Below are 25833 nucleotides of genomic sequence, written 5' to 3'. Positions count from 1 at the left end.
CAGGTCACCAGGTCACCGGGGCCGGCGGCGTTCTGTCGTACCAGTGGGAGCGGCGGCGCAGCGGCGAGCCCGGGAGGTGGCTCCTGGGCGGCCGGTCGCCGCCCCACCGGCTCGCCCAGTCCACCGCTTCGCCGCGCAGCCACGCCTGCGCCAGCGTGGATTCCGGGAGCCCGGCGGGTTTTCCGGAGGCCACTTCGGACAGTGCGTCGCGCAGTTCGCCGGGCTCCGCGGCCGTGATCACCGCGCGGGCCTGGTGGTCGCGGCGGTTCGTCTGCAACGTCCAGGCGAGGCTCGGCAGGCCCGGTGCCGTCGGCGCGTCGAGTTCGGCGAGGAGGTTGCTCGCGAACTTCGCCAGGCAGTCCTCGTCCTGGCCGGACAACGGGAACAGGTGCGGCCCGGCCGCCGGATCCCGCTGTTGCGCCGGTGTCGTCGGCTCCTCCAGCAGCACGTGGGAGACGGCGCCGCCGAGGCCGAAGGAGTTGATGCCGGCCAGGCGGGGCTCCGCACCGGCGGGCCACGGTACGTCGTCCACCGCGATCGCCACGTTCGTGCCCTCGATCGGCAGCCGCGGATCCGCCTCGGTCAGGCCCGCGATCCGCGGAATCCGGCCGTGCCGCAGCACGAGTGCGGTCTTGACCACGCCCATCAGGCCCGCCGCCGCTTCGAGGTGGCCGATGCTGGCCTTGATCGAACCGACCCACACCTTTCCGCCCGGCCCCGCTCCCGCGTTCCCGCCGGAATCGGCGAGGGCCCGGGCCAGCGCGGCGACCTCGACCGCGTCCCCGCTGGGCGTTCCCGAGCCGTGCGCTTCGAGGTAGCCCAGCTCGCCGACCGAACAACCGGCCGCCGCCGCGGTCCGGGTCAGCAGCCGCACCTGCGATTCGACATCGGTACCGGTCAGCCCGCCGCCGCGGCCGTTGTGCGCGGTGCCGACCGCGCGGATGACCGCGTGCACCGGGTCGCCGTCGGCCAGCGCCTGGTCCAGGCGCTTGAGCAGGACGCAAGCTCCTCCTTCGCCCCGCACGTAGCCGTCTCGGTCGGGGCCGAAGGGCACCGAGTCGCCGGTAGGCGACAGCGCGCCGCCGCGGTAGGCGGTGTTGGCGTAGAAGCCGTTGCTGATCACGCTCGCCGTGCCGACCAGCGCCATCGGGTACTCGTCCCGCTGGAGTCCCTGCACCGCGATGCCGAGGGCGGAAAGGCTCGACGAGCACGCCGAGTCGATCACCATGCTCGGGCCGGTCCAGCCGAACTGGTAGGAGACCCGGTTGGCGCTGAACGCCGTCATGCCGCCCGGGAACGCCGCACCGTCGGCGAGGCCGCTCGCATTGATCCGCTCCCGGTAGTCGGACAGGAACGTGCCGACGAACACCCCGATCGGCGCCCCGTCGAGCCGGTCCGGGTCGAGCCCCGCGTTCTCCACGGCGTGCCAGGCCAGTTCCAGCATCATCCGGTGCTGCGGATCCATCCAGGCCGCCATCCGCGGCGCGATGCCGAAGAAGCGCGCGTCGAAGGTGTCGATGCGCTCCAGCAGCGACGCGGTCGGCGGGTTCGGCAGCTCCACGCCCGGTTCGAGGCCGTGCCAGCGGTCCTCGGGCACCGGGGCGAAGCGCCGCCGGCCCCGGCGGAGCATGTCCCACAGCTCGGCGAGGGTCTCGACGCCTGCCGCGCGCGCGGACATGCCGATGATCGCGATGGGATCGTTGGTCATCGGGAACAACCTCAGCTCTCGTCCGTGAACCTGGTGCGGCCGCTTCGGGCCGCGAGCCGCTCGCCGTGCAGGCCCTGGATCCGGCGACGGGCCTCGGCGCTGCCGATCGTCGCCTCGTGGTCCGGAACCTCCCGCGCCAGCGCGGTTTCCGCCGCTGCGCGGGCCTGCTCGCGCAGCTGCGCCTTGAGCCGCTCGACGGCATCGCGCGGCGCCTGGGCGATCCGCAGTGCGAGCCGCTGCGCCTCGGCTTCGACCTCTTCGTGCGCCGTCACTCGCACGCCGGCCCCGCGCTCGGCGAGCTCCCCGCCGCGGTAGCTCTGGCCCGCGTACAGCAGCTCCGTGCCCAGCGCCTGGCCCAGCTTGGCCGGCAGCAGGTGGGTTGCGCCGAGCACCGGGGTGAACCCGAAGGTCAGGAAGTTCGCCGCGTACCGGGAACGTCCGCTGAGCACGGTGACATCGCAGTAGAGCGCGAGCAGGAAACCGCCGCCCAGCGCGTGGCCCCGCGCGGCGGCGACCACCGGGACCGGGCAGTCGATCACCGCGCTCAGGAACTCCCACATCGCGACGATCCGCTGTTCGCGCGTGCCGAGCATCTGCTCGGCGGACGCGCCCGCGCAGAAGATGTCGGGCAGGCCGGCCAGCACGACGGCCCGCACCGCCGGATCGGCGGCCACCTCCCGCAGCGCGGCGATGACCTCGGTGCGCAGCTCGACGGAGAGCCGGTTGCGCCCGGCCGAGTCGGCCAGCCGGATCGTCGCCACCGGCGCCGCCACGTCGACGACAACAGCAGTGTTCACGGGATCAACCCCTGGTTCCGCAATCCGGCGATCCGCTGGTGGACCTGGGCATCCGCCAGCCGACGGCCGAGGACTTCCACGACGAGTTCTTCCCGCGGCAGCGGGGGAAAGAGTTCCGCGTAGTACGCCTTGAGCGCGGCCAGCGCTTCCGGGTCGGCCGCGCGCAGCCGCCGCAGGACGCGGCGCAGCTCGTCCTCACCGCCGGTGGCGTCGGCCAGCCCGAGCCTGACCGCTTCCGGGCCGGGCACCTCGCGCGCGGTCAACGCCAGTCCGTAGGCGCGGTGCGCGCCGATCCGCCTGGCCACCACCGGCAGGATGGTCGCGGGAAGCAGTCCCAGCAGCACCTCGGTCATCCTGAACTCGGCTCGCGGCCCGGCGATGACCTGGTCGCAGGTCGCCGCCAAGCCGACGCCGCCGCCCATCGCCGCGCCGTCCACGAGCGCGATCGTCACCAGCGGCGACGCGGTGAGCCGGGCGAGCAGTTCGCCGATCGCCTCGATCCGCTGGCGCCAGGCGCTTTCCAGCCCGTCCAGCGCCATTCCGGCGCAGAACGCGTCCCCGGCGGCATCCAGCACGAGCGCCCGTGCGCCCGGGGTGGCCTCGGCTTCGGTCAGCGCGGCGGAAAGCTCCACGAGCAGCGGATCGTCCAGGCGGTTTCCGGTGCTGGGGCTGGAAAGCGTCACGCGCACTACCGGTGGCCGCGAAGTGTCCACGGACACCGCGTTCACCGCCACTCGTAGCTCCGGTGGTAGTTCTCGATGCCGGTCAGCACCAGCACCGGGCCGTGCACCCGCGACGGTTCCGCGAACTCGTCCCATGTGGACAGGTCGGTGCGCAGGTGCTGTCGCGGCAGCAGGCATTCGCGGGCCCACGGCAGCAGCTTCTCGTACTCCGCGAAGGAGATCTCCCGCCGGCTGCGCACCCGGTCCGCGATGCCCACGGACGCCAGCTCCCGGCCGGCACCGGACTGGACGACGCCGCTGAAGAACTCGCTCGCGCAGCCCGAACCGTACGAGTACAGCCCGACCCTGGTGCCCTCCGCCGAGACGTTGTCGATCAGGCTCGCCAACGCCAGGTAAATCGAACCCGAGCACAGGTTGCCCACCGTGCGCGGGTAGATCAGGGACGGGCCGATGCGGCGGGCGAAGTCCGCTTCGATCGCCTTCGGCGGGCCCGGTGCGGCCTCGCGCATCAGCTTGCGGTGCGCCGCCTTCACCATGCCGGGGAACGGCGTGTGCATCACCAGGTGGTCGAAGGTGGTGGCGAAGCCGGTGCCCGGCGCCAGCCGGCGGTAGTCGGCGTAGCTGCCCGAGAGGCACTCCAGGTAGCTCAGCAGCGAGAGGTCGGCGTCGACGTAGTCGAAGTCCGGCGCGGGCCGTGCGGTGTCCATCGTCTCGAAGCTGTGCAGCCCGTTGCGGCCGGCGTCCAGCGCCAGCACCCGCGGATCGGCCGACAGCAGCACCGCGACGGCGCCGTTGCCCATCGTCGGTTCGGCGTACTTCGCGCGCTCGTCCATCGGGCTGATGTCGGTGGCCACGACCAGCGCCCGGGCCCGCGGATTCGCCTGCCCTGCGAGGTATCCGGCCGCTAGCTGCAGCATTCCCGTCGCGCCGTAGCAGGCCTGCTTGACCTCCATGATCCGGCAGCGCCGGGACAGGCCGAGGTAGCGGTGCGCGTAGGAGGCGATCGACTTGCTGAAGTCCACACCGGACTCGGTGGAGGTGACGAGCAGCTCGATGTCCTCCGCCGCGTCGCCGAGTGCGTCCACCAGCGGCTTGGCCGCGTTGACCGCGTTGGTGACCGGGTCTTCCCACGGCAGCAGTACCGAGCGGTGTTCGAGCCCGAGGTTGCCGATCCGGTCGGTGTCCAGGCCGCGGCCTTCGAACAACGCCCGCACCGGGAGTCGCGCGAACCCGCAGTAGGCGTTGAGGCCGTCGATGCCGACGCCCGCCATCAGCTGCTCCCTCCGCTCAGGTGCTCGATCAGGGCCCCGATGTCCGGGATGTGCGCGAAGTTCGAGATCGGTTCCGCCCGCTCCAGCCGGTGCAGCAGCAGGCTGATGATCTCCACCCGGTCCACCGAATCCGCGCCGAGGTCGCGGAGGCTCTTGTCCCGGGTGATCTCGGCGGCGGGCAGGTCGGGCAGGATCTCGACGATCGCCGCCCGCACGGCCTGCTCGACTTGGTTCATGCTTCCTCCACGAGAAGGCTGATCGCGGACACCGCGAGCAGCCGGCCGGACCCGGCGTCCCTGACCGCGACGTCGGCGACCTCCCGGCCGGAATCGTCCCGCCACAACCGGATCGCGATGCTCAGCCGGGAATCGAGGTCGGCGTTGCCGAAGTAGCCGAGCTTGTGGTCCAGCACCCGCCTGGCGAGGAACTGCCGGTCGCTGCGGCCCAGCCGCCGCCACAGGCGCAGCAGCGCGGTGTCGATGATGGAGAAGTACGACGCGAAGTAGACGAGCCCGACTCCGTTGAAGTCGTGCACGACGTCGAGTTCGTAGGTCGTCTCGAACGTCTCGGCCAGGGTGTGGCCGGGTACGCCCGACGGGTGGAAGGTGCCGTTCTTCCGCGCCCGGGAAGCGATTCCGCGCGGCGAGTACTGCGGCGGCAGCGGGGGCAGGTGCTCGTGCCGGAAGTCCGGCGGCGCGGAGCGCACGAGCTCCTCGTTGCTGCCCGGCCGTGAGCGGGAGATCCAGCGGTTGAAGTTCTGCACGTAGATGCCGTCCGGCCGAGGATTCTCGTAGAACTCGACCGGATCGATCTCATCGTCCGCAGTGGACAGCCGGTGCAGCGTCAGCACCGACTCGCCGCCGAAGTCGAACACCTTCGAGGACACCGTCAGCTCGTCGCCGAAGGTGAGCCCGTGCGGGTGCCGCTCCGCGCTGCCCCGCACGTGGAAGTAGTAGAACGACAAGTAGGCCGGGTCGCCGTCGGCGGTGCGCGCGTCGTAGACGTTGGTCCCGCAGTCGGCCGCGACCGCCTCCCAGGTCCAGTCCCCGAGCTGCGCGAAGATCGACGAGCTGCCGCCGCACATGTGCGGCGTGATCGTCACCTGGCGGATCATGCCGCCTCGGCCGCGCGTTCGCGGACGTAGTCGGCGAGCCGGTCCAGCGTCGGGTGGTCGAAGACCGCGTCGACGACCTCTCTGAGGCCGTACTTGGCGTTGATGACCGAGACGAGCTCGACGCCCAGCACCGAGTCCAGGCCGAGGTCCTGGAACGTCGCGTCGTCCTCGACCTCGGCGACCTCAACGTAGAGGACCTCCGCCAGGTGCGAGCGCAACTCGTCACGGATGGTGGCTGCATCCAACGAAACGGGCACTTCCCTCTCCTTCACTTGCGAATGACGATGGCCGAGTTGTAGCCGCCGTTGCCCCTCGCGAGCACGAGCGCGGTTCGCAGCGGGACGGCCCGCGGCTCGCCGAGCACGAGGTCGAGCCCGTACTCCGGCGGCACGTCCGCGGTGTGCGCGGTGGCCGGGATGACGCCGTCGCGCAACGCCAGCAGGGCGCACGCCAGGTCGAGCGGACCGCCGCCCGCGTAGAGCCTGCCGACCAGCGCCTTGGGCGCGCTGACCGGAACCGCGTGCGGGCCGAACACCTCGGTGATGGCGGCGGCCTCGGCCTGGTCGAGCTCGGGAATCCCGGCGGCGTCGGCGAAGACCACGTCGACCTCGCCGGGTTCCAGACCCGCGTCCGCCAGGGCGCGTCGAATGGCCCGCGCCAGGCTCGGCGGCCGCCCGGACTCCGGCTTAGGGTCGAACGTCGCCGCGTGGCCGGCCAGTTCCCCGTACACCTGGGGCGCCCCGCGTTCGCGGGCCGACCGCTCGTCCTCCAGGACCAGGTACGCCCCGCCCTCGCCCGGCACGTAGCCGGACGCCGCGGCGTCGAACGGCAGGAAGGCCCGGCGCGGGTCGGGCGTGGTGCTGATCCGGCCGGTGGCCAGGTGGGACACCCAGCCCCAAGGGTCGTAGGAGGATTCGACGCCTCCCGTCACCGAAAGTCGGACGCCGTCGCGGACGACCCGTCGCGCGTGCGCCACCGCGTCCAGCCCGCCGGCCTGCTCCGCGACCACCACGCTGCCCGGGCCGCGCATCTCGTGCCGGATGGAGATCTGCCCGGTGTTGGCCGCGTTGAACCAGGCGAAGGACTCGTACACGCTGACGTGCTCCGGCCCCTTGGTCCACAACTTCTGGATCTCCCGGTGGGTGAACTCGAAGCCGCCCGTGGCGTTGGAGCTGATCACGCTCAGCTCGGTGTCCACGAAGGACTTCGTGTCCACCTCGGCGTCGGCCAGCGCCTGGTCCGCCGCGACCAGCGCGAGCCGGGTGACCCGGTCGGTCTGCGGCAGCAGCCGGCTGGACAGGAACTGCTCGGGCTTGAAGTCCCGGACCTGCCCGGCGAGCCCGGCCGGGTAGCGCGTCGCGTCGAACCGCTCCAGCTCGGCGATGCCGCTGCGCTGCTCCAGCGTCGCCGACCAGAACTCCTCCGCGCTCATCCCGTTGGGCGCCACCACGCCCAGTCCGGTGAAAACCGCTGTCATGACTGGACTCCTCGCCACTTCCGCAGCACCATCGCGCTCTGGTAGCCACCGAAGCCGCTGCCCACCGTGAGCGCGGCACCGACCTCGTGATCACGGGCGACCAGCGGCACGTAGTCGAGGTCGCACTCCGGGTCCTTCTCGTGCAGGTTCGCCGTCGGCGGCACCACGCCGTGCTCGATCGCCAACGCGCAGGCCGCGATCTCGATCGAGCCGATCGCACCGAGCGAGTGCCCGATCATCGACTTGATGGAGCTGACCGGTGTCCGGTAGGCGTGTTCGCCGAGCGCGCGCTTGAAGGCGGCCGTCTCGTGCCTGTCGTTCTGCTTCGTGCCCGAGCCGTGCGCGTTGACGTAGTCGATGTCCGTGGTGGGCATCCGCGCCTCGTCCAGCGCCGCGCCGATCGCCTCGGCCATCTCCCGGCCGTCCACCCGCAGCCCGGTCATGTGGTAGGCGTTGCAGCGCGTCGCGTATCCGCCGATCTCGGCGTAGATCCGCGCGCCGCGCTTGCGCGCGTGCTCGTACTCCTCGACGACGAACATGGCCGCGCCTTCGGCGAGCACGAACCCGTTGCGGGTGCGGTCGAACGGCCGCGCGGCGTGCTCCGGGTCGTCGTTGCGCGGCGTCGTCGCCTTGATCGCGTCGAAGCAGGCCGCGGCCAGCGGGGACACCGCGGCCTCGGTCGCCCCGGCCAGCATCACGTCCACGCCGCCCTCGGCGATGAGCTGATGGGCGTAGCCGACCGCGTCGATCCCCGACGTGCAGCCGGTGGACAGCAACCCGACCGGGCCCTCCGCGCCGACCTCCCAGGCGAGCTCGGTCGCGATGGTCGTCGGCGTGAGGTGGTTGAACAGGTGCGGTGACGCGTATTCGTGGTCCACCAACCAGTTCCGCCCGGTGTCGGAGAGCACCAGGTACTCCTGCTCCAGGCTGGTGGCCGCGCCGACCGCGCTGCCGACGCTCACCCCGAGGCCTCCCGGATCGACCGCGTCGAGCTCCAGCCCGCTGTCGCCGATGGCCTCGCGCGCGCACACGATCGCGAACTGGGTGACGCGGTCCATCCGGCGCAGCTGCCGGTGCGTCAGGCCGTGCTCGGCCGGGTCGAAGTCGCATTCGCCCGCGACCTGGGAGCGGAAGGAACTCGCGTCGAATGCGGTGATTCGCCGGGTCGCGGTGCGGCCGGCGGTGAGCAGATCCCAGAACTCCTTGGTGTTGCCCCCGCCCGGGGCCACCACCCCGATCCCGGTGATCACCGCGCGTCGTTCGCCTTGTGCGCTCATGCCGACTTGGCAAGCAGATCGAGCAGTAGCCGGGGCGTCTCGATGACCGCGATCTCCTCGTCGGAGATCTCGATGCCGAACTCCTGCTTGATCCGGCTCGCGGTCTCCATCAGGGCCAGCGAGTCGTAGCCGAGGTCGGCGAACGGCGTGTCACGAATGTCGCCGTGCAGATCGACGTTCTCGTCCGCACCGGCGCATTCCGTGAGAATTCTCCGGAGATCGTCGATGGTCATGTGGCTCAGCCCTCCAGTTCCGTGCGCTGTGCACAGTCGACTTTGCGATCCCGCGCTACAGACGCGCTCGAGCTCCGGTGGTGCTCCTGCGGTCGCCATTGCGGCGCTTCGACGATCTCCAGCACCGCCGCCGACCAGGTGAACCCGCCACCCACGCCGAGCAGCGCCACCAACTGCCCCGGCCGCGCCCGGCCGCTTTCCACCAGGTGCGCGACACCGGCGAACTGGTCGCCCGCACCGAGATGCCCCACGCCGCGGCTCCACGACCACAGCGACCGGTCCGGGTCGATGCCGAAGCGGCGGAAGTAGTTGACGTCCAGCCGCCGCCGCCCGAAGTGCGGCAGCACGAACCAGTCGACCTCGGCCAGCGTCGCTCCGGCCTCGTCGAGCGCGCGCCGAACCGATTCGGTGTGCCGCTCGGCCATCAGCACGACCGACCGCTGCCCGGCCGGGCTGCGCAGGAACGCCCGGGTGGTCTCGTCGATGCTGATCGGGGTTCGGGCCGACAGCGGCGCCGGGCCGAACGGGTCGTCGCCGCGGTGCATGCGCTCCAGTTCCGGTTCTCCCACCGACACCAGCGAACGCAGCCGGGCGAAGCCGGAACCCCGCGCCAGCACCGCCGCGGTCGCGCCGTCGGCGAACACCGTGCCCGGATCCGACCGCCACCTGTCGATGCCCGGCGCGCAGAACCGGTCCGCCGTGGTCAGCAGCGCCGCGCGGCCGCCCGTCGCGGTGAGGTGCGCGGCGGCGAGTTCGAGCGCGGCCATGGCGCCGTTGGAGGTCTGCCGCAGCTCGATCGCCGGGCACTGGTTGCCGACCGCGTTGTGCTGCACATAAGACGCGGGCGCCCACATGTCGTGGCCCTGGTGGTACGAGCAGGCGTGCAGGACCAAAGAGATCTCGCCGGGAGTGCAACCGGAGCGCGCCAACGCCTCCGTCGCGGCGGCCACCGCCATGTCCGGCGGGGATTCCTCGGCCACGGTGACCCCGGTTACCTGCGCCCGCCGCACCGCCTCCGCCTCGACCAGCCCGCGCGAGACCGCCTCCGCCGCGGGCATCGCGGGCGGCAGCCAGCTCGCACAGGCCCGCAAAAAGATTTCGTCCCAACGCATCCGCGAAGCCTGACCGCGCACTGTGGACCCCGGCTGGAGCCCCGCTCTAGCAGATCTCGAACCGTGCGCGCCAGCCTCGCCCAGGCAAGCGGAGCCCACATTGGAGGATCGTGTTGAGCGAGGAACGAGTCGCGCTGGTAACCGGATCGTCGTCCGGCATCGGCGCCGAGGTGGCCAGGAAGCTCGCGGCCGACGGCATGCGGGTCGTGATCAACTCGGCGCGGTCGGTCGAGGCCGGCGAGGAACTGGCCGCCACCCTGCCCGGTGCGGTGTACCTGCGCGCCGACATCGCGCAGCAGGACGAGGCCCGGCAGCTGGTGGACGCGACCGTCGAGCGCTTCGGGCGGCTGGACGTCCTGGTCAACAACGCCGGAACGTCGCGGCCGATCCCGCACCACGACCTGGAGGCCGCGGATCTCGCGGTGTGGCGGGAGATCTTCGGGGTCAACGTGTTCGGCACCTGGCAGACCACGGTCGCCGCGATGCCGGCGTTGCGGGACAGCGGGAACGGCGTGGTCGTCAACATCTCCTCGATCGCCGGCAGCCGCCCCGCGGGCAGCTCGATCCCCTACGCGGTCAGCAAGGCCGCGATCGAGCACATGACCCGGTTGCTGGCCAAGGCGGTCGGCCCGGACGTCCGGGTCAACGCGGTCGCCCCCGGGCTGATCGAGACGCCGTGGATCCAGGGCAAGGACTTCTTCAAGCCCATCGTCGAACAGGTCCGGGACACGACGCCGCTGCGCCGCGTCGGCAGGCCCGACGACGTCGCCGAGGCCCTGCACTCCCTCATCAACTCGACCTACACCACCGGTCAGGTGCTGCTCGTCGACGGCGGCGCACACCTGCTCTGAACTACCGACGACGGAAGGGAAACGCCATGCGCCTCGGCGCGAATCTCGTCTACCAGGGTGCCGGGAAACTGGCGCGGGAAGCCGAACAGCTCGGCTACGACCTCGTGCTCGCCGCCGAGGGCTACCGCGCCGACGCGCCCAGCGTGCTCGGGCTGGTCGCCGGCCAGACCGAACGCATCGGCCTGGCCTCCGGGATCATGCAGATCCCGGCGCGGCCGCCGGGAACCGCCGCGCTCACCGCGGCCACGCTCGATTCGCTCAGCGGCGGCCGGTTCCGGCTCGGGCTCGGCGTGTCCAACCCGCACGTCTCGGACGGCTGGTACGGCGTCCGGTTCGACAACCCGCTCGCCCGGACCCGCGAGTACGTGGAGATCGTGCGCAAGGCCATGCAGGGCGGGCCGGTGCGCTACGCGGGCGAGCACTTCGCGCTGCCCGCGTGGGGCAAGGAAGACGCGCCGCTGCACCTGTTCACCGAGCGGCCGAGCACCCAGATCCCGCTGTACCTGGCCGGTGTCGGCCCGAAGAGCCTGCAGCTGGCCGGGGAGCTCGCCGACGGCTGGTTGAGCGGGTTCACCACGCCGGAGCACGTCGCGAAGTCGATCGGCGAGATCCGCATCGGGCGCGACCGGGCCGGGCTGGACATGACCGGCTTCGAGGTCGTGCCGTTCGTGGCGATGCAGGTGGCCGAGGACGGCACCGACATCGCAGCGGCGGCCGACGCGCTGCGCGGGCACTACCTGTTCCTGCTCGGCGTCGGCGACCCGGCGGACAACTTCTACTGCGGACTCGCGCGGACCATGGGATTCGAGCGGGAGATCACCGAATTCCGGGAGCGCCTGATGAGCGGCGACCGGCGGGGCGCCGCGGCGGCGATCCCGCTGGAGTTCATCGACCGCACCGCGCTGATCGGCCCGCTCGGCCGCATCGCCGAACGGATGCAGGCCTTCGCCGAAGCCGGGGTGACGGTGCTCAGCATCATGGTGTCGGCCAACGACACCACGCTCGACGGGCGGCTGCACATCCTCCGGAAGGCCGCGGAAGCGCTCGAACTGTCCGGTGCGGCGGGATGATTCGACGGCACCTTGAGGTCCGCTCGAGCGGGCTGCGGAAGTCTCGGTGACCATGACCGACACCGAGATCTCCGTCAACCACGTCGAGCACGAAACCCCGATCGACGCCCTGCCTTCCCGGGTGTACGACCTGATCGCGGACGTGACGCGCTGGCCGCTGATGTTCGCGCCCTGCGTGCACGCCGAGGTCCTCGACCACGGACCCGACTTCGACCGCATCCGGTTGTGGGCCCGGACCGGGGACTCGGTGCGCAGCTGGACTTCCCGCCGCGAGCTGGATCCGGCCGCGCCGCGGATCGACTTCGAGCAGGAGAACAGCAAGCCGCCGCTGGCGTCGATGGGCGGCAGCTGGCGGGTGGACGGCGGCCGGCTGGTGCTCGCCCACCACTGGTCGCTCAGCGATCCCACGCCGGAAGCCGAGCGGTGGGCCGCCGACGCGCTGGACCAGAACAGCAACGCCGAGACCGCCGCGGTGCGGACCTGGGCGGAGTACGGCGCGGACTTCGACGGCCTGGTATTCGCGTTCAGCGATGAGGTCGCCATCCCCGCGTCGGCGTCGGCGGTCTACGACTTCCTGCACCGATCCGACCTGTGGCCGAGCCGGCTGCCGCACGTCACCGAACTCGATCTGGAGACCGTCGAGGCCTCCGAGCTCACCGGCGGCGCGGAGGTGCAGACGATGGCGATGACCACCAAGGGGCATGACGGCAGCACCCACACCACGCGCTCGATCCGGCTGTGCTTCCCGCACGAACGCATCCTGTACAAGCAGACCGCCGTACCGCGTCCGCTTCAGGCGCACTGCGGGGAGTGGCTGCTCAGCCCGATCGAAGGCGGGGTCCGCGTGGTGGCCCGCCACCGGGTCGCGCTCGCCCCGGCCGAGATCGAGGACTACTTCGGCGCGGGCACCACGATCCTGCAGGCCCGCACGAAGGTCCGCGAGCTGCTGCGGCGCAACAGCCTGGCGACGCTGGAGCGGGCCCGGGAGTCACTCGCCTGATTTCGCGGCGACTGCGAGGTTTTCACACACATCAGGAGTAGGAAAATGACCGCTGAATCCCCGCCGATACGGCAGCTGCCGTCGCTGACCGGTTATCGCGCGATCCTCTTCGTCGCCGTGTTCCTGACCCACGCGCTGGGGGCGGGATACTTCTTCGCCGACCAGACGATCAACGAACTGGGCACCATCCTCCCCTACGGCACCGCGGCGCTGGCGACGTTCTTCGTGCTCAGCGGTTTCGTGCTGACCTGGGGCGAGCCGTGGCGCACGTCGATCGGCAGGTTCTGGCGCCGGCGGGTGGTGAAGATCTACCCGGGGCACGTCATCATCTGGGCCGCCACGCTGCTGATGCTGCTGGTGATCGGGCCGATGTCGATGATGGGCACCCTGGAGGGCGTGGGGCCGGGTCCGATCCTGGCGAACCTCTTCCTCGTGCAGACCTGGATCCCGGACGAGCAGTACCTGTTCAGCGTGTACGGGGTGAACTGGTCGGTCTCGTGCGAGATCCTGTTCTATTTGGCGCTGCCGCTGCTGATCCGGCCGATCCTGCGGATCCGGGACGACCGGCTGTGGGCGTGGTTCGCCGGGGTGGCGGCGCTGATCGTCGCGATTCCCACCGTGACGCACTTCTTCGTCGGCGGGGAGCTGTGGGGCGGCGGCGAGATGTCCTTCGCGCAGGTGTACCTGACCAACTTCTTCCCGCTGAGCCGGATGACGGAGTTCCTGCTCGGAGTGTTCCTGGCCCGCATCGTGCAGACCGGGAGGTGGCCGCGGCTCAACGCGTGGTGGGTGGCGCTGATCTCGATCCCGCTGTGCGCGGTGATGTACGTGCTGCCGCCGACGTACCGGATCAGCGGGATCCTGACGATCGGGATCTGCCTGTTCGTGCCGGTGATCGCGATGCGGGACCTGCAGAACAAGCCGAGCTGGCTGAACAACAAGCCGATGGTGCTGCTCGGCAACGCGTCTTACGCCGCGTACCTGGTGCACTTCCCGGCACTCGGCCTGACCCGCTACCTGGTGGGCGAGAACGAGATGTTCGGCGTCGGGACCGGCCTGCTGATCGTGCTCGCGCTGTTCGTCGTCACGCAGCTGCTCGGCATCGCGATGTTCCTGTACATCGAACGCCCGCTGATGCGGAAGTTCGGGTCGCCGCGCAAACCCAGGCAGGTTCCGCCGCAGAACTCGAAGATCCAGGAGCCAGCGTGACCACGCCCGAGGACCAGCCGATGAAGTACCCGTTCGAGGACGATCACCGCCTGACGGTCCCGGCCGAGTTCACCGAACTGCGCGCCAAATGCCCGGTGCAGCGCATCACGCTGCCCTACGGCGGTGACGGCTGGCTGATGACCAAGCACGCGGACGTCAAGACAGTGCTCGGCGACCCGCGGTTCTCCCGCGCGGCCACCGTCGACGCCGACATTCCCCGCACCACGCCGTGGAAGACCGAAGGCGGCGGCGATCTGCTGGCGATGGATCCACCCGAGCACGCCCGGCTCAGGAGGCTGGTCGCAGCGGCGTTCTCCCGCAAGAACGTGGAACGCTGGCGGCCCCGCACCGAGCAGATCGTCGACGGCCTGATCGGCGACGTGCGCGCGGCCGGGGCGCCGGCCGATCTGGTCGAGCTGTTCTCGATGCCGTTGCCGATCACGGTGATCTGCGAACTGCTCGGGGTTCCGGTGGCGGACCGGCACTTCTTCCAGCGCTTCTCCGGGCTGGTGTTCGGCGGCGCCGGTGTGTCCGCCGAGGACATCGAGAACGCCTCCACCAGCCTGGCGACGTACCTGGCGGAGCACGTCGCCCGTCATCGGGCCGAACCCCAGGACGACCTGCTGTCCCAGCTGATCGCCGCCCGGGACGAGGACGACGACCGGCTCACCGAGGAGGAGCTGGTCACCCTCGGCGTGACGATCCTGGTGGCCGGGCACGAGACCACCGCGAACGAGATCGCCAACATCATCCACACCCTGCTCGTCAACGACCTGTGGGCCGGCCTGGTGGCTAACCCGCAGCGCGTCGACACCGCCCTGGACGAGCTGCTGCGGTTCGTTCCCCTCGGCGGTAGCGAGGCGATGCCCCGGGTGGCGACCGAGGACATCGACGTCGGTGGCACCCTGATCCGCAAGGGCGACACCTGCTTTCCCGCGATGATCTCGGCCAACTTCGACGAGGACGTCTTCTCCGCTCCTGACGTCCTCGATCTGGATCGGCCCCACAACCCTCATCTGGCCTTCGGATTCGGGCCGCACTACTGCCTTGGCGCTCAGCTCGCTCGGATGGAGCTCCGTGTTGCTCTCACGGCTCTTCTTCGCGCTTTCCCCGCTTTGCGCCTTGCTTTGCCCGCATCCGAGATTCCTTGGCGTGGTAAGGACACTCTGATCCGGGGGCCTCGGGAGCTTCTCGTCTCCTGGTGACCTGTTCTTGTTTCCTCTCTTGAGTTTTCAAGGTGCTGGGACACGTGCGGTGGTTTAGTTGCTCGCGGGCGGCGCGGTCGGGTCGTGCCGCCTGCGAGTGGGCATCAGAGGGTGCCCTCCGGGACCCGTGGTGTTGGGATCAGGTCTCGGAGGTTTTCCCGGTACGCAGCAGGCAGGGCTTTGCCTCCTGATCTGGGTGTTCTGCTTCTGTCCACGCTTGTTGGTGGGATGAAGACAGGCCTGCCTTCTTTCATTTTTATCTTCCAGTGTTGGTTGTGGATCGTCCTGTGGTGATGGGGGCACGTCATGACCATGTTGTTGATCTCGGTAGGGCCGCCGTCCACCCAGTGCACGATTTGATGCGCTTGGGGCGTTCCCGGCGGCCGGTCGCAGTCCGGGAAGGCGCACGCCCCGTCTCGATGCAGTAGGGCGGCTCGGATGTGGGTCGGTGCCGTTCGCTGGGACATTCCCACGTCCAAGGGGAGGCTGCCACCTCCGAGGTCAGTGGGCAGCACCTCGCAGTCGCAGGCGATGCGGCGGATGTTCTCCGCCGTGATGGACTGCTCCGTGGCTCCCAGCGTGCCGGGCATGCCTTCCTTCGCCGCCTGCCGCAGGTTGCGCTTGAGGTCGTCGAAGTCGATCGTGACGTTCAGGTGGGGTCGCTGGCCTCCCGTGCGGGGCATCTGGTCTGAGTCGAGCACGATGTCGACCATCGCCGCGAATCCGTCCGCGTTTCGCTGTCCCGTAGTGCGCGGGTCCTTCTGCCCGTCCACCTCCGGGCGGGGCGCGGAGAGCGGGCGAATGGCCTCGACGAACTTCGCTCCCGCTTCCCTGTCCAGGCGCGCCTTGATCACCAGCATTCCGTCGCGGGCGGTGGCGTAGTGCAGCTCCCGCGCCTCGTATTGGGCTTCTTCGTCTCGGTGGGCACCGTCGTTGTCGAGCATGTAGCGGATGCGGTCGGCGAGCTTGGCGAGGTCGCGCGGGCACATTCGCGTGGCGTGGTCGGCGAGGATGGCGTCGACCTTCGCCAGGTCGTGACCGCGCGAGCTTTCGAGCAGGTTTCGCTTGCACTGCGAGATGACCTTGGCATGTTCCAGGCCAATGGCCCCCTCGGTGAGGGCCGCCGCAGTTGCAGGCAGGTCCGGAAGTTGCGGCCCGTCCTCCGCACTCGTCTCCTGCACGTCGCCAGCGACCCTGATTCGGGTCTTGGCATCGTGGGAATCGACGTTGAGCAGGCTTTGCAACCACACGCTCATCGACCGCGCGCCCTGCTCGACGAACAAGCGACGACGCTCGACCTCGGCGATCAACCGCAGCTGTTCCATCCGGGCCGCGCGAATCGCCTGCTCGATTTCGGCAATGCCGCCAACAAGTTCGGCATCGGTGTAAGACTCCGCCGAACGAGCACCCATCTCGGACTCCCCGACCACAGCCACCGACACAGCCGGAGCAACGGCGACAGCCGAGCTCACGGCCGCATCGACGCTGGGGCCGAGAGCCAAGCTAGAGGTGTTCATCAGCGGTGTCATGCTTCGAGTATCCCAAGCGTCGAACGAGTTTTCGAGCAAATATAGGTCGCTCAATCAGGTGATCATTTCGACCAAACTTCCTTACACACAAGCATTTTTCGCAAAAGCCAAGCCCAACCAAGCGCCGCTCCTCCCCCCGCCAACCCCAACGACACGAAGATCCCCTTGCCGCCAGGCGACCCCACCAAGACCAAACGATCAGCGCAAGCCATCGCAAAAACCGGAAGCCCGCACCCCACCGAAGCCCACGCAAGACGGCCCGGCAAACACCAAACAAGGCGTCACACAACCAGAAGAAGAACCAGCCACAACAAGATCAGCAGCCCGTGGTCGTGACGTACGGCTGTCCCACACCGGGCCATCCCCGCGATATGAAGCCGAACGGGGCTGCGGTTCGGATGTCAAGCCGTTCACCCCCGAAGGGGCGGCCGCAAGGCCGGGCTTGACCTCCGGACCGCAGCCCCCACAATCCACCAAACCGCGGGGATGTCCCCACCCAGAACCGAACCTCTAAAAGTCCCGGCCCTCTCGAAACCGCAAGCCGAAGCCCCACAACCCGAACCAAGACCCCCAGAAGCCCCAACAGAAGCCCCAAAAAGCAAAACACCCCGACGGCACCAAGAGCGCCGCCGGGGTGAGAAGCCAAGAGATCAGTAGTTCCCAAGCCCCCCGCAAACGTTCAAGGCCTGAGCGGTAACGGAGTTGGCCCCGGGCCCAACCAGGTACTCGACCATGGCGGCAACCTCCTCGGGAACGACGTACCGACCGATGGGCACCCGGGCGTTGACCCGCTCCCGAACCTCCTCGACGGGCACGTCCCACATCCCGGAGTAGACCTCGCGAACCCGCTCGGCCATCGGCGTCTCGACGAACCCGGGACAGACGGCGTTCACGGTGACGCCGGTCTTGGCCAACTCCAGGCCGAGCGCCTTGGTGAAGCCCACCACCCCGTGCTTCGAGGCCGAGTACGGCGCCCCGTGGATCACGCCCTGCTTGCCGCCGGTGGAGGCGATGTTGATGATGCGCCCCCAGCCCTTCTCCAGCATCCCGCCGTTGTTCAGGATTTCCTTGGTCATCAGGAAGACGCTGTTCAGGTTCGTGTTGATCACGTCGAACCACAGCTCGTCCGGCACGTCCTTGGTGACACCGCCGCCGGATCGGCCGGCGTTGTTGACCAGGATGTCGACCGGTCCGAAGCGCTCGGTGCCGGCCTTCACGAACGCCTTGATGTCCGCCTGCGATGTGACGTCGCAGGTCTGCCCGTCCACCTCGAACCCCTCGTCCTGGAAGGACTTGATGGTGCTCGCGAGCGTGTCCGCGTTGCGCGCGCAGATGTAGACGCGCCGGCCGCTGCTCGCCAGCCGCCTGGTGATCTCCAGTCCGATCCCGCTGGTGGCTCCGGTTACGAGCGCCACCTGGTCGACCTCAGCCATGTTTCCTCCGCTGTCCGTCCACTTCAGACCGGAATGCCCGGTCGATTCGCCAGAAGGTTTCAAGCCGCGCCGACCCGGTCGAGCATCGCTCGCGGGGTTTCCAGGTCGGCAAGTTCGTCGTCCGGGATCACCACTCCGAACTCGCGCCCGATGACCGCGGCGGTCTCCATCAGGGCCAGCGAGTCGTAGCCGAGGTCGGCGAAGGTCAGATCCAGGATGTTGCCGTCGAGGTCGACGTCTTCGGCGGCCCCGGCGCAGCCGGCCAGGATCCGGCGAAGGTCGTCGAGCGTAATCGGGTTGCTCATCGTGCTTCTCCCTCTCAGTGCGCCGCGGCGCGAACGACGATCGCCGCGTTGTAACCCCATTTGCCCCTGGCAAGCACGAGCGCGTTGGTCACCTGCTGGTAGCGCGGCTGCCCGCAGACCAGGTCGATCCGGCGGTCCGCCGGAACCTCGTCGACGCCCGCCGTGGCCGGGATGACTCCGTCCCGCATGGACAGCAGCGCCGCGACCACGTCCAGCGGCCCGCCGCCGGAGAACAGCCGCCCGGTCAGCACCTTCGGCGCGGTCACCGGCACGCCGCCCGGCCCGAACACGCCGGCGATCGCCTCGGCTTCCCGCCGGTCCAGTTCCGGCACGCCGACCGCGTCGGCGAAGACCACGTCGATCTCGTCCGGTGCGAGCCCGGCATCGGCCAGTGCCAGCTCGGCGGCGCGGCGCAGCCCAGGTGGGCGCGGCGATCCGGGCGGCGGATCGAAGGTGGACGCGTACCCGGCGATCTCGCCGTACGCTCCGGCCGCTCCCCGCTCCCGGGCCGCGTCGGCGTTCTCCAGAACCAGGATCGCCCCGCCTTCGCCGGGCAGGTAGCCGTTCGCGTCCGCGGCGAAAGGCCGGTAGGCGGTCGGGCTCACCCGGCCGCTGGACAGGTGGGACACCCAGCCCCACGGGTCGAAGGCCGAGTCCACTCCCCCGGTGAGCACCAGGCGGGTGCCGCCCCGGATGGTGCGGCGGGCGTGGCCGATCGCGTCCAGCCCGCCGGCCTGCTCGGCCACCAGCGCCTTGCTGGGGCCGCGCATGCCGTGCCGGATGGAGATCTGGCCGGTGTTGACCGCGTAGAACCAGGCGAACGATTCGTACACGCTCACGTACTGCGGCCCCTGGGACCACAGCTTGCGGAACTCCTTGTGGGTGAACTCGAAGCCGCCCAGGGCGTTCGAGGTCACCACTCCCATGTCGAAGTCGGTCAGCGCGGCCGGGTCGGCGGCGGCGTCGGTCAGCGCCCAGTCGGCGGCGGCCAGGGCCATCTGCGTGGAGACGTCGGTCTGCGGCAGCAGCCGGGCGGGAAGGTGCTCCTTGGCCACGAAGTCCTGCACCTGCCCGGCCAGCCGCGCCGGGTACCTGGCGGCGTCGAAGCGGGTGATCTCGCCGATCCCGCTGCCACCATCCACTGTGGCCTTCCAGAACTCCTCGACGCCGAGCCCGTTGGGCGCCACCACCCCGAGACCCGTCACCACCGTCGCGGTCATCGCGCTCCTCCCGGCCGCTTGAGCACCATCGCGCTCTGGAATCCGCCGAACCCGCTGCCCACGCTCAGCACCGCGTCCACCCGCTGCTCGCGGGCGGTCAGCGGCACGTAGTCGAGGTCGCACTCGGGGTCGGCTTCGTGCAGGTTCGCCGTCGGCGGCACCACGCCGTGCTCGATCGCCAACGCGCAGGCCGCGATCTCGATCGAGCCGATCGCACCGAGCGAATGCCCGACCATCGACTTGATCGAGCTGACGGCCGTCCGGTGGGCGTGCTCGCCGAGCGAGTCCTTGAAGGCGGCCGTCTCGTGCCTGTCGTTCTGCTTGGTGCCCGAGCCGTGCGCGTTGACGTAGTCCACCGCGTCGGGATTCAGCCGCGACTGGTCGAGCGCGTCGCGGATCGCGTCGGCCATCTCTCGGCCGTCCTTCTTCAGCCCGGTCATGTGGTAGGCGTTGGCGCGGTTGGCATATCCGCTCACCTCGGCGTAGATGTGGGCGCCCCGGGCGCGCGCCCGCTCGTAGCTCTCCAGCACGAACATCGCGGCGCCCTCGGCGAGCACGAACCCGTTGCGGGTCAGGTCGAACGGGCGCGAGGCGTGCTCCGGGTCGTCGTTGCGCGGCGAGGTGGCCTTGATCGCGTCGAAGCAGGCCACCACGATCGGCGTGACCGGGGCGTCGGTGGCCCCGGTGACCATGACGTCGACGGTGCCCTCGCGGATGAGCTGGACGGCGTTGCCGACCGCGTCCAGGCCGGACGTGCAGCCGTTGGACACCATCGTCACCGGCCCCTCGGCGCCGACCGTCCAGGCGATCTCCGCGGGCATCACGCCCGGGGTCAGGTAGTCGAACATGTGCGGCGACAGGTAGCGGTGGTCCACCTCCCAGTCGCGGCCGGAGTCGGAGAGCACGCGGTACTCGTTCTCCAGGCTGGTGGAGGCGGCGATCGCGCTGCCGAGGCTCACCCCGACCCGGTGCGGGTCGAGTCCTGGCACCTCGAGCCCGCTGTCCGAGACCGCGTCCCGGGCGCACACCGCCGCGAGCTGCGTGGCCCGGTCCATCCGCCGGATCTGTTGCGCGCTCAGGCCTTCGGCTCCGGCGTCGAAGTCGCATTCGCCGGCGATCTGCGAGCGAAACGGCGCCGGGTCGAAGAAGCTGATGCGGCGGGTCGCGGTGCGCCCCGAGGTCAGCAGGTCCCAGAACCCCTCGGTGCCCGCTCCGCCGGGTGCGCGCACCCCCATCCCGGTTATCACCACACGACGGGACATCGGATATCCGTTCCTCCCTTGACGCAGCGCCTTCGCTGGCCCACGTTGCCAACGCCCGCTCGAGGACAGCTCGACACCTGCTATTGAGGCGGTTTGGGAGGTTGTGGCGTGGTGGTACGGGCATTGTTTTGAAGCGGCGCAGCCGCTTAGCCCACCTACGCAACTCGCACCGCCGCGGGTTCTCAAACAGCGCCACCCCGCCGGGATTCTTGGCGAGAACAGCCCCGAAGCCGCGTATTGGACATACACAAATCGGGGATCCCACAGTCCAGACGGCGACCGTAATTCCCGCAGGGGGCCGCCACCCGCACCGTCACGCAAAACGAGCCTGGAAAACAGGCTCTATTGGCGGTGGACGCTCCACAGCGGATCCAGCGGTCCTCGAGGCGCGGCAACCACTCTCGGCGCGGTGAAGTTCCTCTTCCTCACCGGCGGCAGCCCTGCGACCGTCTTCGCCTTGTCCCCGTTGGCAACCGCTGCCCGGTTGGCCGGTCACACGGTCATCGTGGCTTCGCCCGAGGACATGACGTTGTTCGTCGCGGCGGCGGGCCTGCCAGCGGTTCCGGTCACGGACCGGAAGATGCTGGAGTTCATGTTCACCGACCGCGACGGCGCCAAGCTCTCGTTGCCCGAAGACCCGGATGAGCGCCTCTTCTTCAACGGGCGCGGTTTCGGCCGGTTGGCGGCCGCCAGCCTGCCCGCGCTCCGCGAGCTCGTCACGGACTGGCGTCCGGACCTGGTGGTCGGCGGCTCGCTCTGCTACGCCGCGGGGCTGCTCGCCGCGCAGCTCGGTGTGCCGTTCGTGCGCCACACGTGGGATCTCGGCGAACCGCCGGGGATCGACGCCGGGGCGGCCGCGGAACTCGCCGCGGAGCTCTCCGAGCTGGGGCTGAGCGAGTTGCCGGAAGCCGATCTGTGGGTGGACATCTGCCCGCCCAGCCTGCGCGCACCGGGGCTGGGCCAGCGCCAGGACATGCGCTTCGTGCCGTACAACCAGCAGCGCGCGCTGCAACCGTGGATGTACCGCCGCGGCGACCGGCCGCGCGTCTGCGTGACCGCGGGCAGCCGGGTCGCCCACGAGGCCGACCTGAAGTTCCTGCGGGAGCTCGTCGGCAGCCTCGGCGCGCTCGACGTCGAGATCGCCATCGCCGCGCCGGAGGCGGTCGCCACCGAACTGCGCGCCGGCGAGCACGTGCGGGTCGGGTGGTTCCCGCTGGACACCCTGCTCACCACGTGCGATCTGATCCTGCACCACGGCGGCGGGCAGACCTCGCTCAACGCGCTGCATGCCGGGGTTCCGCAGCTGCTGATCCCGAACATCCCCAAGATGGTTCCGCCGTGCGCCCGCATGTCGGAGCGCGGGGCGGCGATCACGTTGCTGGGCGACGACCAGGCCCCGGAGCGGCTCGGTGCCGCGGCGGCGGAGATCCTGACCACGCCGTCCTACCGGGAACGAGCGGGGTCGGTGCGCGACGAGATCGCCGCGCAACCGACCCCGGCCGAAGTGGTTGCAGTGCTGGAGAAGCTCTGAGCTCAGCCGCCTGCCAGCGCGGCCGCGGTCTGCTCGATCGCGGCCGCCAGCGGGGTCTCGCACTGCCATCCGGTCGCCGCCACGAACGCGGACGGGTCGACGTCGACGCTGCGGAAGTCGGTGCCGTCCGCGTGCGACGGAGGAGGCACGGAGACCACCGGCACCGGATCTGCTCCGGTGTGTCGCGCGACGGCGCCGGCGATCATCCGGAAGACGTCGCCGAGCGGTTCGGACTTGCCCGTGCCGATCAGGTAGTGCCGCCCGGCCAGCGCGTCGGCGTGGTCCATGGCGGCGACGAAGGCGCGGGCCGCGTCGGAGACGTTCAGCAGGTCGCGCCGGATTGTTCCGTCGTGCCACATGGTCAGCGGCTCACCGGCCAGCGCCCGGCGGATCATGGTGGACACCACTCCCCGGTCATCCGCGGTGTCCGCCGCCGGCGGCCCGAACACCGGCGGCAGCCGCAGGCTGATGCCGCGGAGCCTGCTGGACGCCGTGGCCTCCTTGAGGATCCACTCCGCGGCGAGCTTCTGCCGGTCATACGTCCCTTCGGGACGGTCTTCCTCGGTGCCGTCCAGGCGGCCTTCGGCGTGCTTGCCGACCTGGGTGTTGCTACCGGGGAAGACCACGACCGGCGCGGGATGGCCGTGCAGGACTTCGGCCAGTTCCCGGATCACACCGACGTTGGTGCGCTCGGCCACCACGTCGTCCTCGGCGATCCGCCAACCCGACGCCCCGCGGATCTGCGCGGCGAAGGGGAACACCGCGGCAGCGCCCTCGACCACTTCGGCGAGCGCTCCCGGTTCGGTCAGATCCACCTGGCAGGACTCGAAATCTGCCGTGCAACCGGCAGGTGCGGCGATCTCGCGGCGGGCGACGGCCCGCAACCGCACCGGCCGCCCGGCCAACGCCGCCGTCACGGCCGAGCCGAGGAAGCCCGACGCGCCGAGCACGACGACGAGCGGCTTGTCGCGTTCAGGCATCGGTGTTCTCCATCGCGAGCTCGGCCGCCCGGCAGGCGGCGTAGTCCGGGAGCAGGCCTTCGGCCGCGGCGGCGGCGAGCGTGGGCGCGCTCCGGTCCCGTTCGGACATCAGCAGGTCGAGGCCGTCCGGGATCGCCAGGCCCAGTTGCGGATCCAGCGGGTGCACGGCGCGTTCCTTCTCGGCGACGTATCCGGCCGACAGCAGGTAGACCATCACCGTGTCGTCCTCCAGCGCGACGAACAGGTGGCCCACTCCGATCGGCAGGTACAGCGCGGTGAACTCGGTCGCGGAGAGTTCCACGGCCTCCGCGCGCCCGAAGGTGGGCGAGCCGACCCGGACGTCGACGACGAAGTCCAGCGCTCGCCCGCTGGCGCAGTAGACGTACTTGGCCATCGACCTGGGCAGCGCGGTGAAGTGCACTCCGCGCACCACGCCGCGCCGGGAGCGGCTGCTGCTGGCCTGCGCCACCGGGAACAGCGGCCTGCCCAGCGCCTCCCCGAACGCCTGCTCCTGGAACGGTGAGGAGAACGCGCCTCGGTCGTCGCCGAAGACCTGCGGGGTGAACTCGTACGCGCCGGTGATGCCGAGCTCACGCACCTTCATGCCCGGCCGCCTTCCGCGGTGCCCACGAAGATGCCGGGCGCGACGAGCTCGTGCTTGACGTACTCGGGCGTCAGCCCGGCCCGGCGGAACGCGGCCTCGTAGGTATCCTGGTCGAACAGGGTCATCACGTGCGTGTCGGTGAAGTGCTCGATGCCGGTGTCCCGCTCCGCGACGGTGTAGTGCACCTCCATCCGGCTCGCGTCGCCTTGGCGCACCGAATGCGAGACCCGGGCGATCGTGCGTCCGTCCACTGTGACCACGTCCGCGCCGACCCAGCCGGAGATGAAGTTCCCGGGGAACCACCAGGGTTCCAGCAGCAGCACGCCGCCGGGCGCCAGGTGGTCGGCGAGGTTCTGCACCGCGCGGTCCAGGTCCGCGGCGGTGGGCAGGTAGCCGGCCGAGCTGAACATGCAGGTCACCGCGTCGAACCGGCGGTCGAGCCGGAAGTCGCGCATGTCGCCCTGGTGCAGCTGGAGCTCCGGGTTGTGCCGCTCGGCCACGACGAGCATCTCCGGGGCGAGGTCGACGCCGACCACCTCGCCGAACGAGCCGGCCAGCTCCCGCAGGTGCGCGCCGGTGCCGCAGGCGACGTCCAGCAGGGTCGCCGCGTCCGGGGTGCGCTCGCGGACGAGGTCGCGCACCAGCGCGGCCTCGGCCCGGTAGTCCTTGCCGCGGCCGTGGTAGAAGTCGTGGTAGATGTCGGCGCGCTGGTAGATTCCGGTGTCGGTTGCCATCTCGGGCCCTTTCCTCACAGTTCGCGCAGCACTTCGCGCAGCGCGCTGATCACCTTGTCCTGCAAGCCTTCCGGCATGGCCGGGTACATCGGCAGCGAGAAGATCTGCTCGGCGAGCGCCTCGGTGACCGGCAGCGATCCCCTGGCGACGCCGAGGTGGGCGAATCCGGTCATGGTGTGCACCGGCCACGGGTAGCTGATGTTCAGCGAGATGTCGTGCCAGTCCTTGAGCCGCTGGATGATCTCGTCGCGCCGCGGGTGCCGGACCACGTAGACGTAGTAGACGTGCTCGTTGCCCTCGGTCACCGAAGGCAGCTCCAGGCCGCCGGGCCCGCACAGGTCGCCGAGCTCCTCGGCGTAGCGGCGGGCGATCCTGCGGCGCCCCTCGACGTAGTCGTCCAGGCGGGTCAGCTTGCGGCGCAGGATCTCGGCCTGCACCTCGTCGAGCCGGCTGTTGTGCCCAGGAGTGGCCACGACGTAGTAGGTCTCTTCCATGCCGTAGTAGCGCAGCCTGCGCAGCACCCGGTTCACCTCGGCCTCGGCGGTGATGACCGCGCCGCCGTCGCCATAGGCTCCCAGCACTTTGGTCGGGTAGAAGGAGAAGGCTGCGGCGTCGCTCATCGTGCCCGCGAGCGCGCCGTTGTGGCGCGCGCCGTGCGCCTGCGCGCAGTCCTCCACGATCTTCAGGCCGTGCTGATCGGCGAGGCGCCGCAGCGGCGCCATGTCCACGCACTGCCCGTACAGGTGCACCGGCACGATCGTCTTGGTGCGCGGGGTGATGGCCGCCTCGACGAGGCCGGTGTCCATCAGGTAGTCCTCGGCGCGCACGTCGACGAACACCGGTGTCGCGCCGGTTTCGTCGATGGCGACGACCGTGGGCGCGGCGGTGTTGGAGACCGTGATCACCTCGTCGCCGCGGCCGACGCCCACCGCCTCCAGCGCGAGCTTCACCGCGTTGGTGCCGTTGTCGACGCCGACGCAGTGCGCGACGCCGTGGTGGGCGGCGTACTCGGCCTCGAAGCCTTGGACGCTCTCGCCGAGCACGAGGCGGCCGCTGGCGAACACCTTCTGCACCGCGTCCAGGATGTCGGCTCGTTCCGCCTCGTATTCGGGCAGGTAGTCCCAGACATAGGTGGTCACTAGTGCACCCTCTTTCGTGCAGGCGCCTGGATGGCGTTTGTGGTAAGTACTAGGCGGAAGCCGGGGTGACGGCCCGGAGTGGTCGCCCC

At 70.2% G+C, this 25833-nt stretch carries 26 protein-coding genes; 6 read left to right on the top strand and 20 right to left on the bottom strand.

Annotated features, from left to right (window positions below):
- Positions 1–4 precede the first annotated feature (4 nt).
- The 11 genes from AB0I53_RS34255 to AB0I53_RS34205 are packed head-to-tail and all read right to left on the bottom strand — an operon-like array spanning position 5 to position 9672.
- Positions 5–1708: a beta-ketoacyl synthase N-terminal-like domain-containing protein gene (locus AB0I53_RS34255; RefSeq protein ID WP_358612510.1), complete on the bottom strand. Its 1704-nt coding sequence runs from the start codon at positions 1706–1708 to the stop codon at positions 5–7.
- An 11-nt stretch (positions 1709–1719) separates the two neighbouring features.
- Positions 1720–2505, bottom strand: a complete 786-nt coding sequence (locus AB0I53_RS34250; RefSeq protein WP_358612508.1) for a polyketide synthase — start codon at positions 2503–2505, stop codon at positions 1720–1722.
- Positions 2502–3188: an enoyl-CoA hydratase/isomerase family protein gene (locus tag AB0I53_RS34245; RefSeq protein WP_358612506.1), complete on the bottom strand. Its 687-nt coding sequence runs from the start codon at positions 3186–3188 to the stop codon at positions 2502–2504. The genes AB0I53_RS34250 and AB0I53_RS34245 overlap by 4 nt, the downstream gene beginning before the upstream one ends.
- 41 nt (positions 3189–3229) lie before the next feature.
- Positions 3230–4459 (bottom strand): hydroxymethylglutaryl-CoA synthase, encoded by a 1230-nt coding sequence (locus tag AB0I53_RS34240; RefSeq protein WP_358612504.1) that lies wholly within the window; start codon positions 4457–4459, stop codon positions 3230–3232.
- Complete coding sequence (locus tag AB0I53_RS34235) at positions 4459–4695, bottom strand: phosphopantetheine-binding protein (protein WP_358499215.1); 237 nt, start codon at positions 4693–4695, stop codon at positions 4459–4461. The genes AB0I53_RS34240 and AB0I53_RS34235 overlap by 1 nt, the downstream gene beginning before the upstream one ends.
- Positions 4692–5561, bottom strand: a complete 870-nt coding sequence (locus tag AB0I53_RS34230) for an LnmK family bifunctional acyltransferase/decarboxylase (RefSeq protein ID WP_358612502.1) — start codon at positions 5559–5561, stop codon at positions 4692–4694. The genes AB0I53_RS34235 and AB0I53_RS34230 overlap by 4 nt, the downstream gene beginning before the upstream one ends.
- Before the next feature lie 8 nt (positions 5562–5569).
- Positions 5570–5830 carry an acyl carrier protein gene (locus AB0I53_RS34225; protein ID WP_358612500.1) on the bottom strand — a complete coding sequence of 87 codons (261 nt, stop codon included), beginning with the start codon at positions 5828–5830 and terminating at the stop codon, positions 5570–5572.
- Between the two features lie 11 nt (positions 5831–5841).
- Complete coding sequence (locus tag AB0I53_RS34220; protein ID WP_358612498.1) at positions 5842–7050, bottom strand: ketosynthase chain-length factor; 1209 nt, start codon at positions 7048–7050, stop codon at positions 5842–5844.
- Positions 7047–8327 (bottom strand): beta-ketoacyl-[acyl-carrier-protein] synthase family protein, encoded by a 1281-nt coding sequence (locus tag AB0I53_RS34215; protein WP_358612496.1) that lies wholly within the window; start codon positions 8325–8327, stop codon positions 7047–7049. Before AB0I53_RS34215 ends, AB0I53_RS34220 begins: the two co-directional genes overlap by 4 nt.
- Positions 8324–8560 (bottom strand): acyl carrier protein, encoded by a 237-nt coding sequence (locus AB0I53_RS34210; protein ID WP_358612494.1) that lies wholly within the window; start codon positions 8558–8560, stop codon positions 8324–8326. Before AB0I53_RS34210 ends, AB0I53_RS34215 begins: the two co-directional genes overlap by 4 nt.
- Positions 8561–8565: 5 nt before the next feature.
- A complete protein-coding gene (locus AB0I53_RS34205; RefSeq protein WP_358612492.1) occupies positions 8566–9672 on the bottom strand; it encodes a ketoacyl-ACP synthase III family protein in 1107 nt (368 codons plus the stop codon).
- A 113-nt stretch (positions 9673–9785) separates the two neighbouring features.
- On the opposite strand from AB0I53_RS34205, the gene AB0I53_RS34200 reads away from it, so the two are divergent.
- The 5 genes from AB0I53_RS34200 to AB0I53_RS34180 are packed head-to-tail and all read left to right on the top strand — an operon-like array spanning position 9786 to position 15007.
- Complete coding sequence (locus AB0I53_RS34200; RefSeq protein WP_358612490.1) at positions 9786–10523, top strand: SDR family oxidoreductase; 738 nt, start codon at positions 9786–9788, stop codon at positions 10521–10523.
- A gap of 26 nt (positions 10524–10549) precedes the next feature.
- Complete coding sequence (locus tag AB0I53_RS34195; RefSeq protein WP_358612488.1) at positions 10550–11593, top strand: LLM class flavin-dependent oxidoreductase; 1044 nt, start codon at positions 10550–10552, stop codon at positions 11591–11593.
- 52 nt (positions 11594–11645) lie between these two features.
- Positions 11646–12593 carry an aromatase/cyclase gene (locus AB0I53_RS34190; protein ID WP_358612561.1) on the top strand — a complete coding sequence of 316 codons (948 nt, stop codon included), beginning with the start codon at positions 11646–11648 and terminating at the stop codon, positions 12591–12593.
- A 45-nt stretch (positions 12594–12638) separates the two neighbouring features.
- On the top strand, positions 12639–13802 hold the full coding sequence (locus AB0I53_RS34185) for an acyltransferase (protein WP_358612486.1): 1164 nt from the start codon (positions 12639–12641) through the stop codon (positions 13800–13802).
- The gene (locus tag AB0I53_RS34180; RefSeq protein ID WP_358612484.1) at positions 13799–15007 is read left to right on the top strand and encodes a cytochrome P450; all 1209 of its coding nucleotides are present in this window, start codon (positions 13799–13801) and stop codon (positions 15005–15007) included. The genes AB0I53_RS34185 and AB0I53_RS34180 overlap by 4 nt, the downstream gene beginning before the upstream one ends.
- A gap of 104 nt (positions 15008–15111) precedes the next feature.
- Here AB0I53_RS34180 and AB0I53_RS34175 read toward each other — a convergent pair whose 3' ends face one another.
- The 5 genes from AB0I53_RS34175 to AB0I53_RS34155 form a co-directional block, all read right to left on the bottom strand.
- A complete protein-coding gene (locus AB0I53_RS34175; protein ID WP_358612483.1) occupies positions 15112–16419 on the bottom strand; it encodes a DUF222 domain-containing protein in 1308 nt (435 codons plus the stop codon).
- 767 nt (positions 16420–17186) lie between these two features.
- On the bottom strand, positions 17187–17969 hold the full coding sequence (locus AB0I53_RS34170; RefSeq protein WP_358612481.1) for a 3-oxoacyl-ACP reductase: 783 nt from the start codon (positions 17967–17969) through the stop codon (positions 17187–17189).
- Between the two features lie 59 nt (positions 17970–18028).
- Positions 18029–18274: an acyl carrier protein gene (locus AB0I53_RS34165; RefSeq protein ID WP_358612479.1), complete on the bottom strand. Its 246-nt coding sequence runs from the start codon at positions 18272–18274 to the stop codon at positions 18029–18031.
- 14 nt (positions 18275–18288) lie between these two features.
- Positions 18289–19494 carry a ketosynthase chain-length factor gene (locus AB0I53_RS34160; RefSeq protein ID WP_358612477.1) on the bottom strand — a complete coding sequence of 402 codons (1206 nt, stop codon included), beginning with the start codon at positions 19492–19494 and terminating at the stop codon, positions 18289–18291.
- Entirely contained in the window at positions 19491–20756 is a 1266-nt protein-coding gene (locus tag AB0I53_RS34155; RefSeq protein WP_358612475.1) for a beta-ketoacyl-[acyl-carrier-protein] synthase family protein, read from the bottom strand. Before AB0I53_RS34155 ends, AB0I53_RS34160 begins: the two co-directional genes overlap by 4 nt.
- A gap of 409 nt (positions 20757–21165) precedes the next feature.
- Between AB0I53_RS34155 and AB0I53_RS34150 the strand changes: the two genes are divergently transcribed.
- A complete protein-coding gene (locus AB0I53_RS34150) occupies positions 21166–22287 on the top strand; it encodes a nucleotide disphospho-sugar-binding domain-containing protein (protein WP_358612473.1) in 1122 nt (373 codons plus the stop codon).
- A 2-nt stretch (positions 22288–22289) separates the two neighbouring features.
- Here the strand turns inward: AB0I53_RS34150 and AB0I53_RS34145 are convergent, their stop codons facing one another.
- From AB0I53_RS34145 to AB0I53_RS34130, 4 genes are read right to left on the bottom strand one after another with little or no spacing between them, the layout of a single operon-like run.
- Positions 22290–23267, bottom strand: coding sequence for an NAD-dependent epimerase/dehydratase family protein (locus tag AB0I53_RS34145; protein ID WP_358612471.1), 978 nt, complete (start codon positions 23265–23267; stop codon positions 22290–22292).
- Entirely contained in the window at positions 23260–23871 is a 612-nt protein-coding gene (locus AB0I53_RS34140; RefSeq protein WP_358612469.1) for a dTDP-4-dehydrorhamnose 3,5-epimerase family protein, read from the bottom strand. Before AB0I53_RS34140 ends, AB0I53_RS34145 begins: the two co-directional genes overlap by 8 nt.
- The gene (locus tag AB0I53_RS34135; protein ID WP_358612467.1) at positions 23868–24605 is read right to left on the bottom strand and encodes a class I SAM-dependent methyltransferase; all 738 of its coding nucleotides are present in this window, start codon (positions 24603–24605) and stop codon (positions 23868–23870) included. Before AB0I53_RS34135 ends, AB0I53_RS34140 begins: the two co-directional genes overlap by 4 nt.
- 14 nt (positions 24606–24619) lie before the next feature.
- Positions 24620–25744: a DegT/DnrJ/EryC1/StrS family aminotransferase gene (locus tag AB0I53_RS34130; protein WP_358612465.1), complete on the bottom strand. Its 1125-nt coding sequence runs from the start codon at positions 25742–25744 to the stop codon at positions 24620–24622.
- Between the last annotated feature and the right edge of the window lie 89 nt (positions 25745–25833).

The sequence above is a fragment of the Saccharopolyspora sp. NPDC050389 genome, assembly GCF_040655595.1.
Lineage (GTDB): Bacteria > Actinomycetota > Actinomycetes > Mycobacteriales > Pseudonocardiaceae > Saccharopolyspora.
Note: the sequence above shows the minus strand (reverse complement) of the source record. Positions and strands in the feature narration are given on the sequence as shown.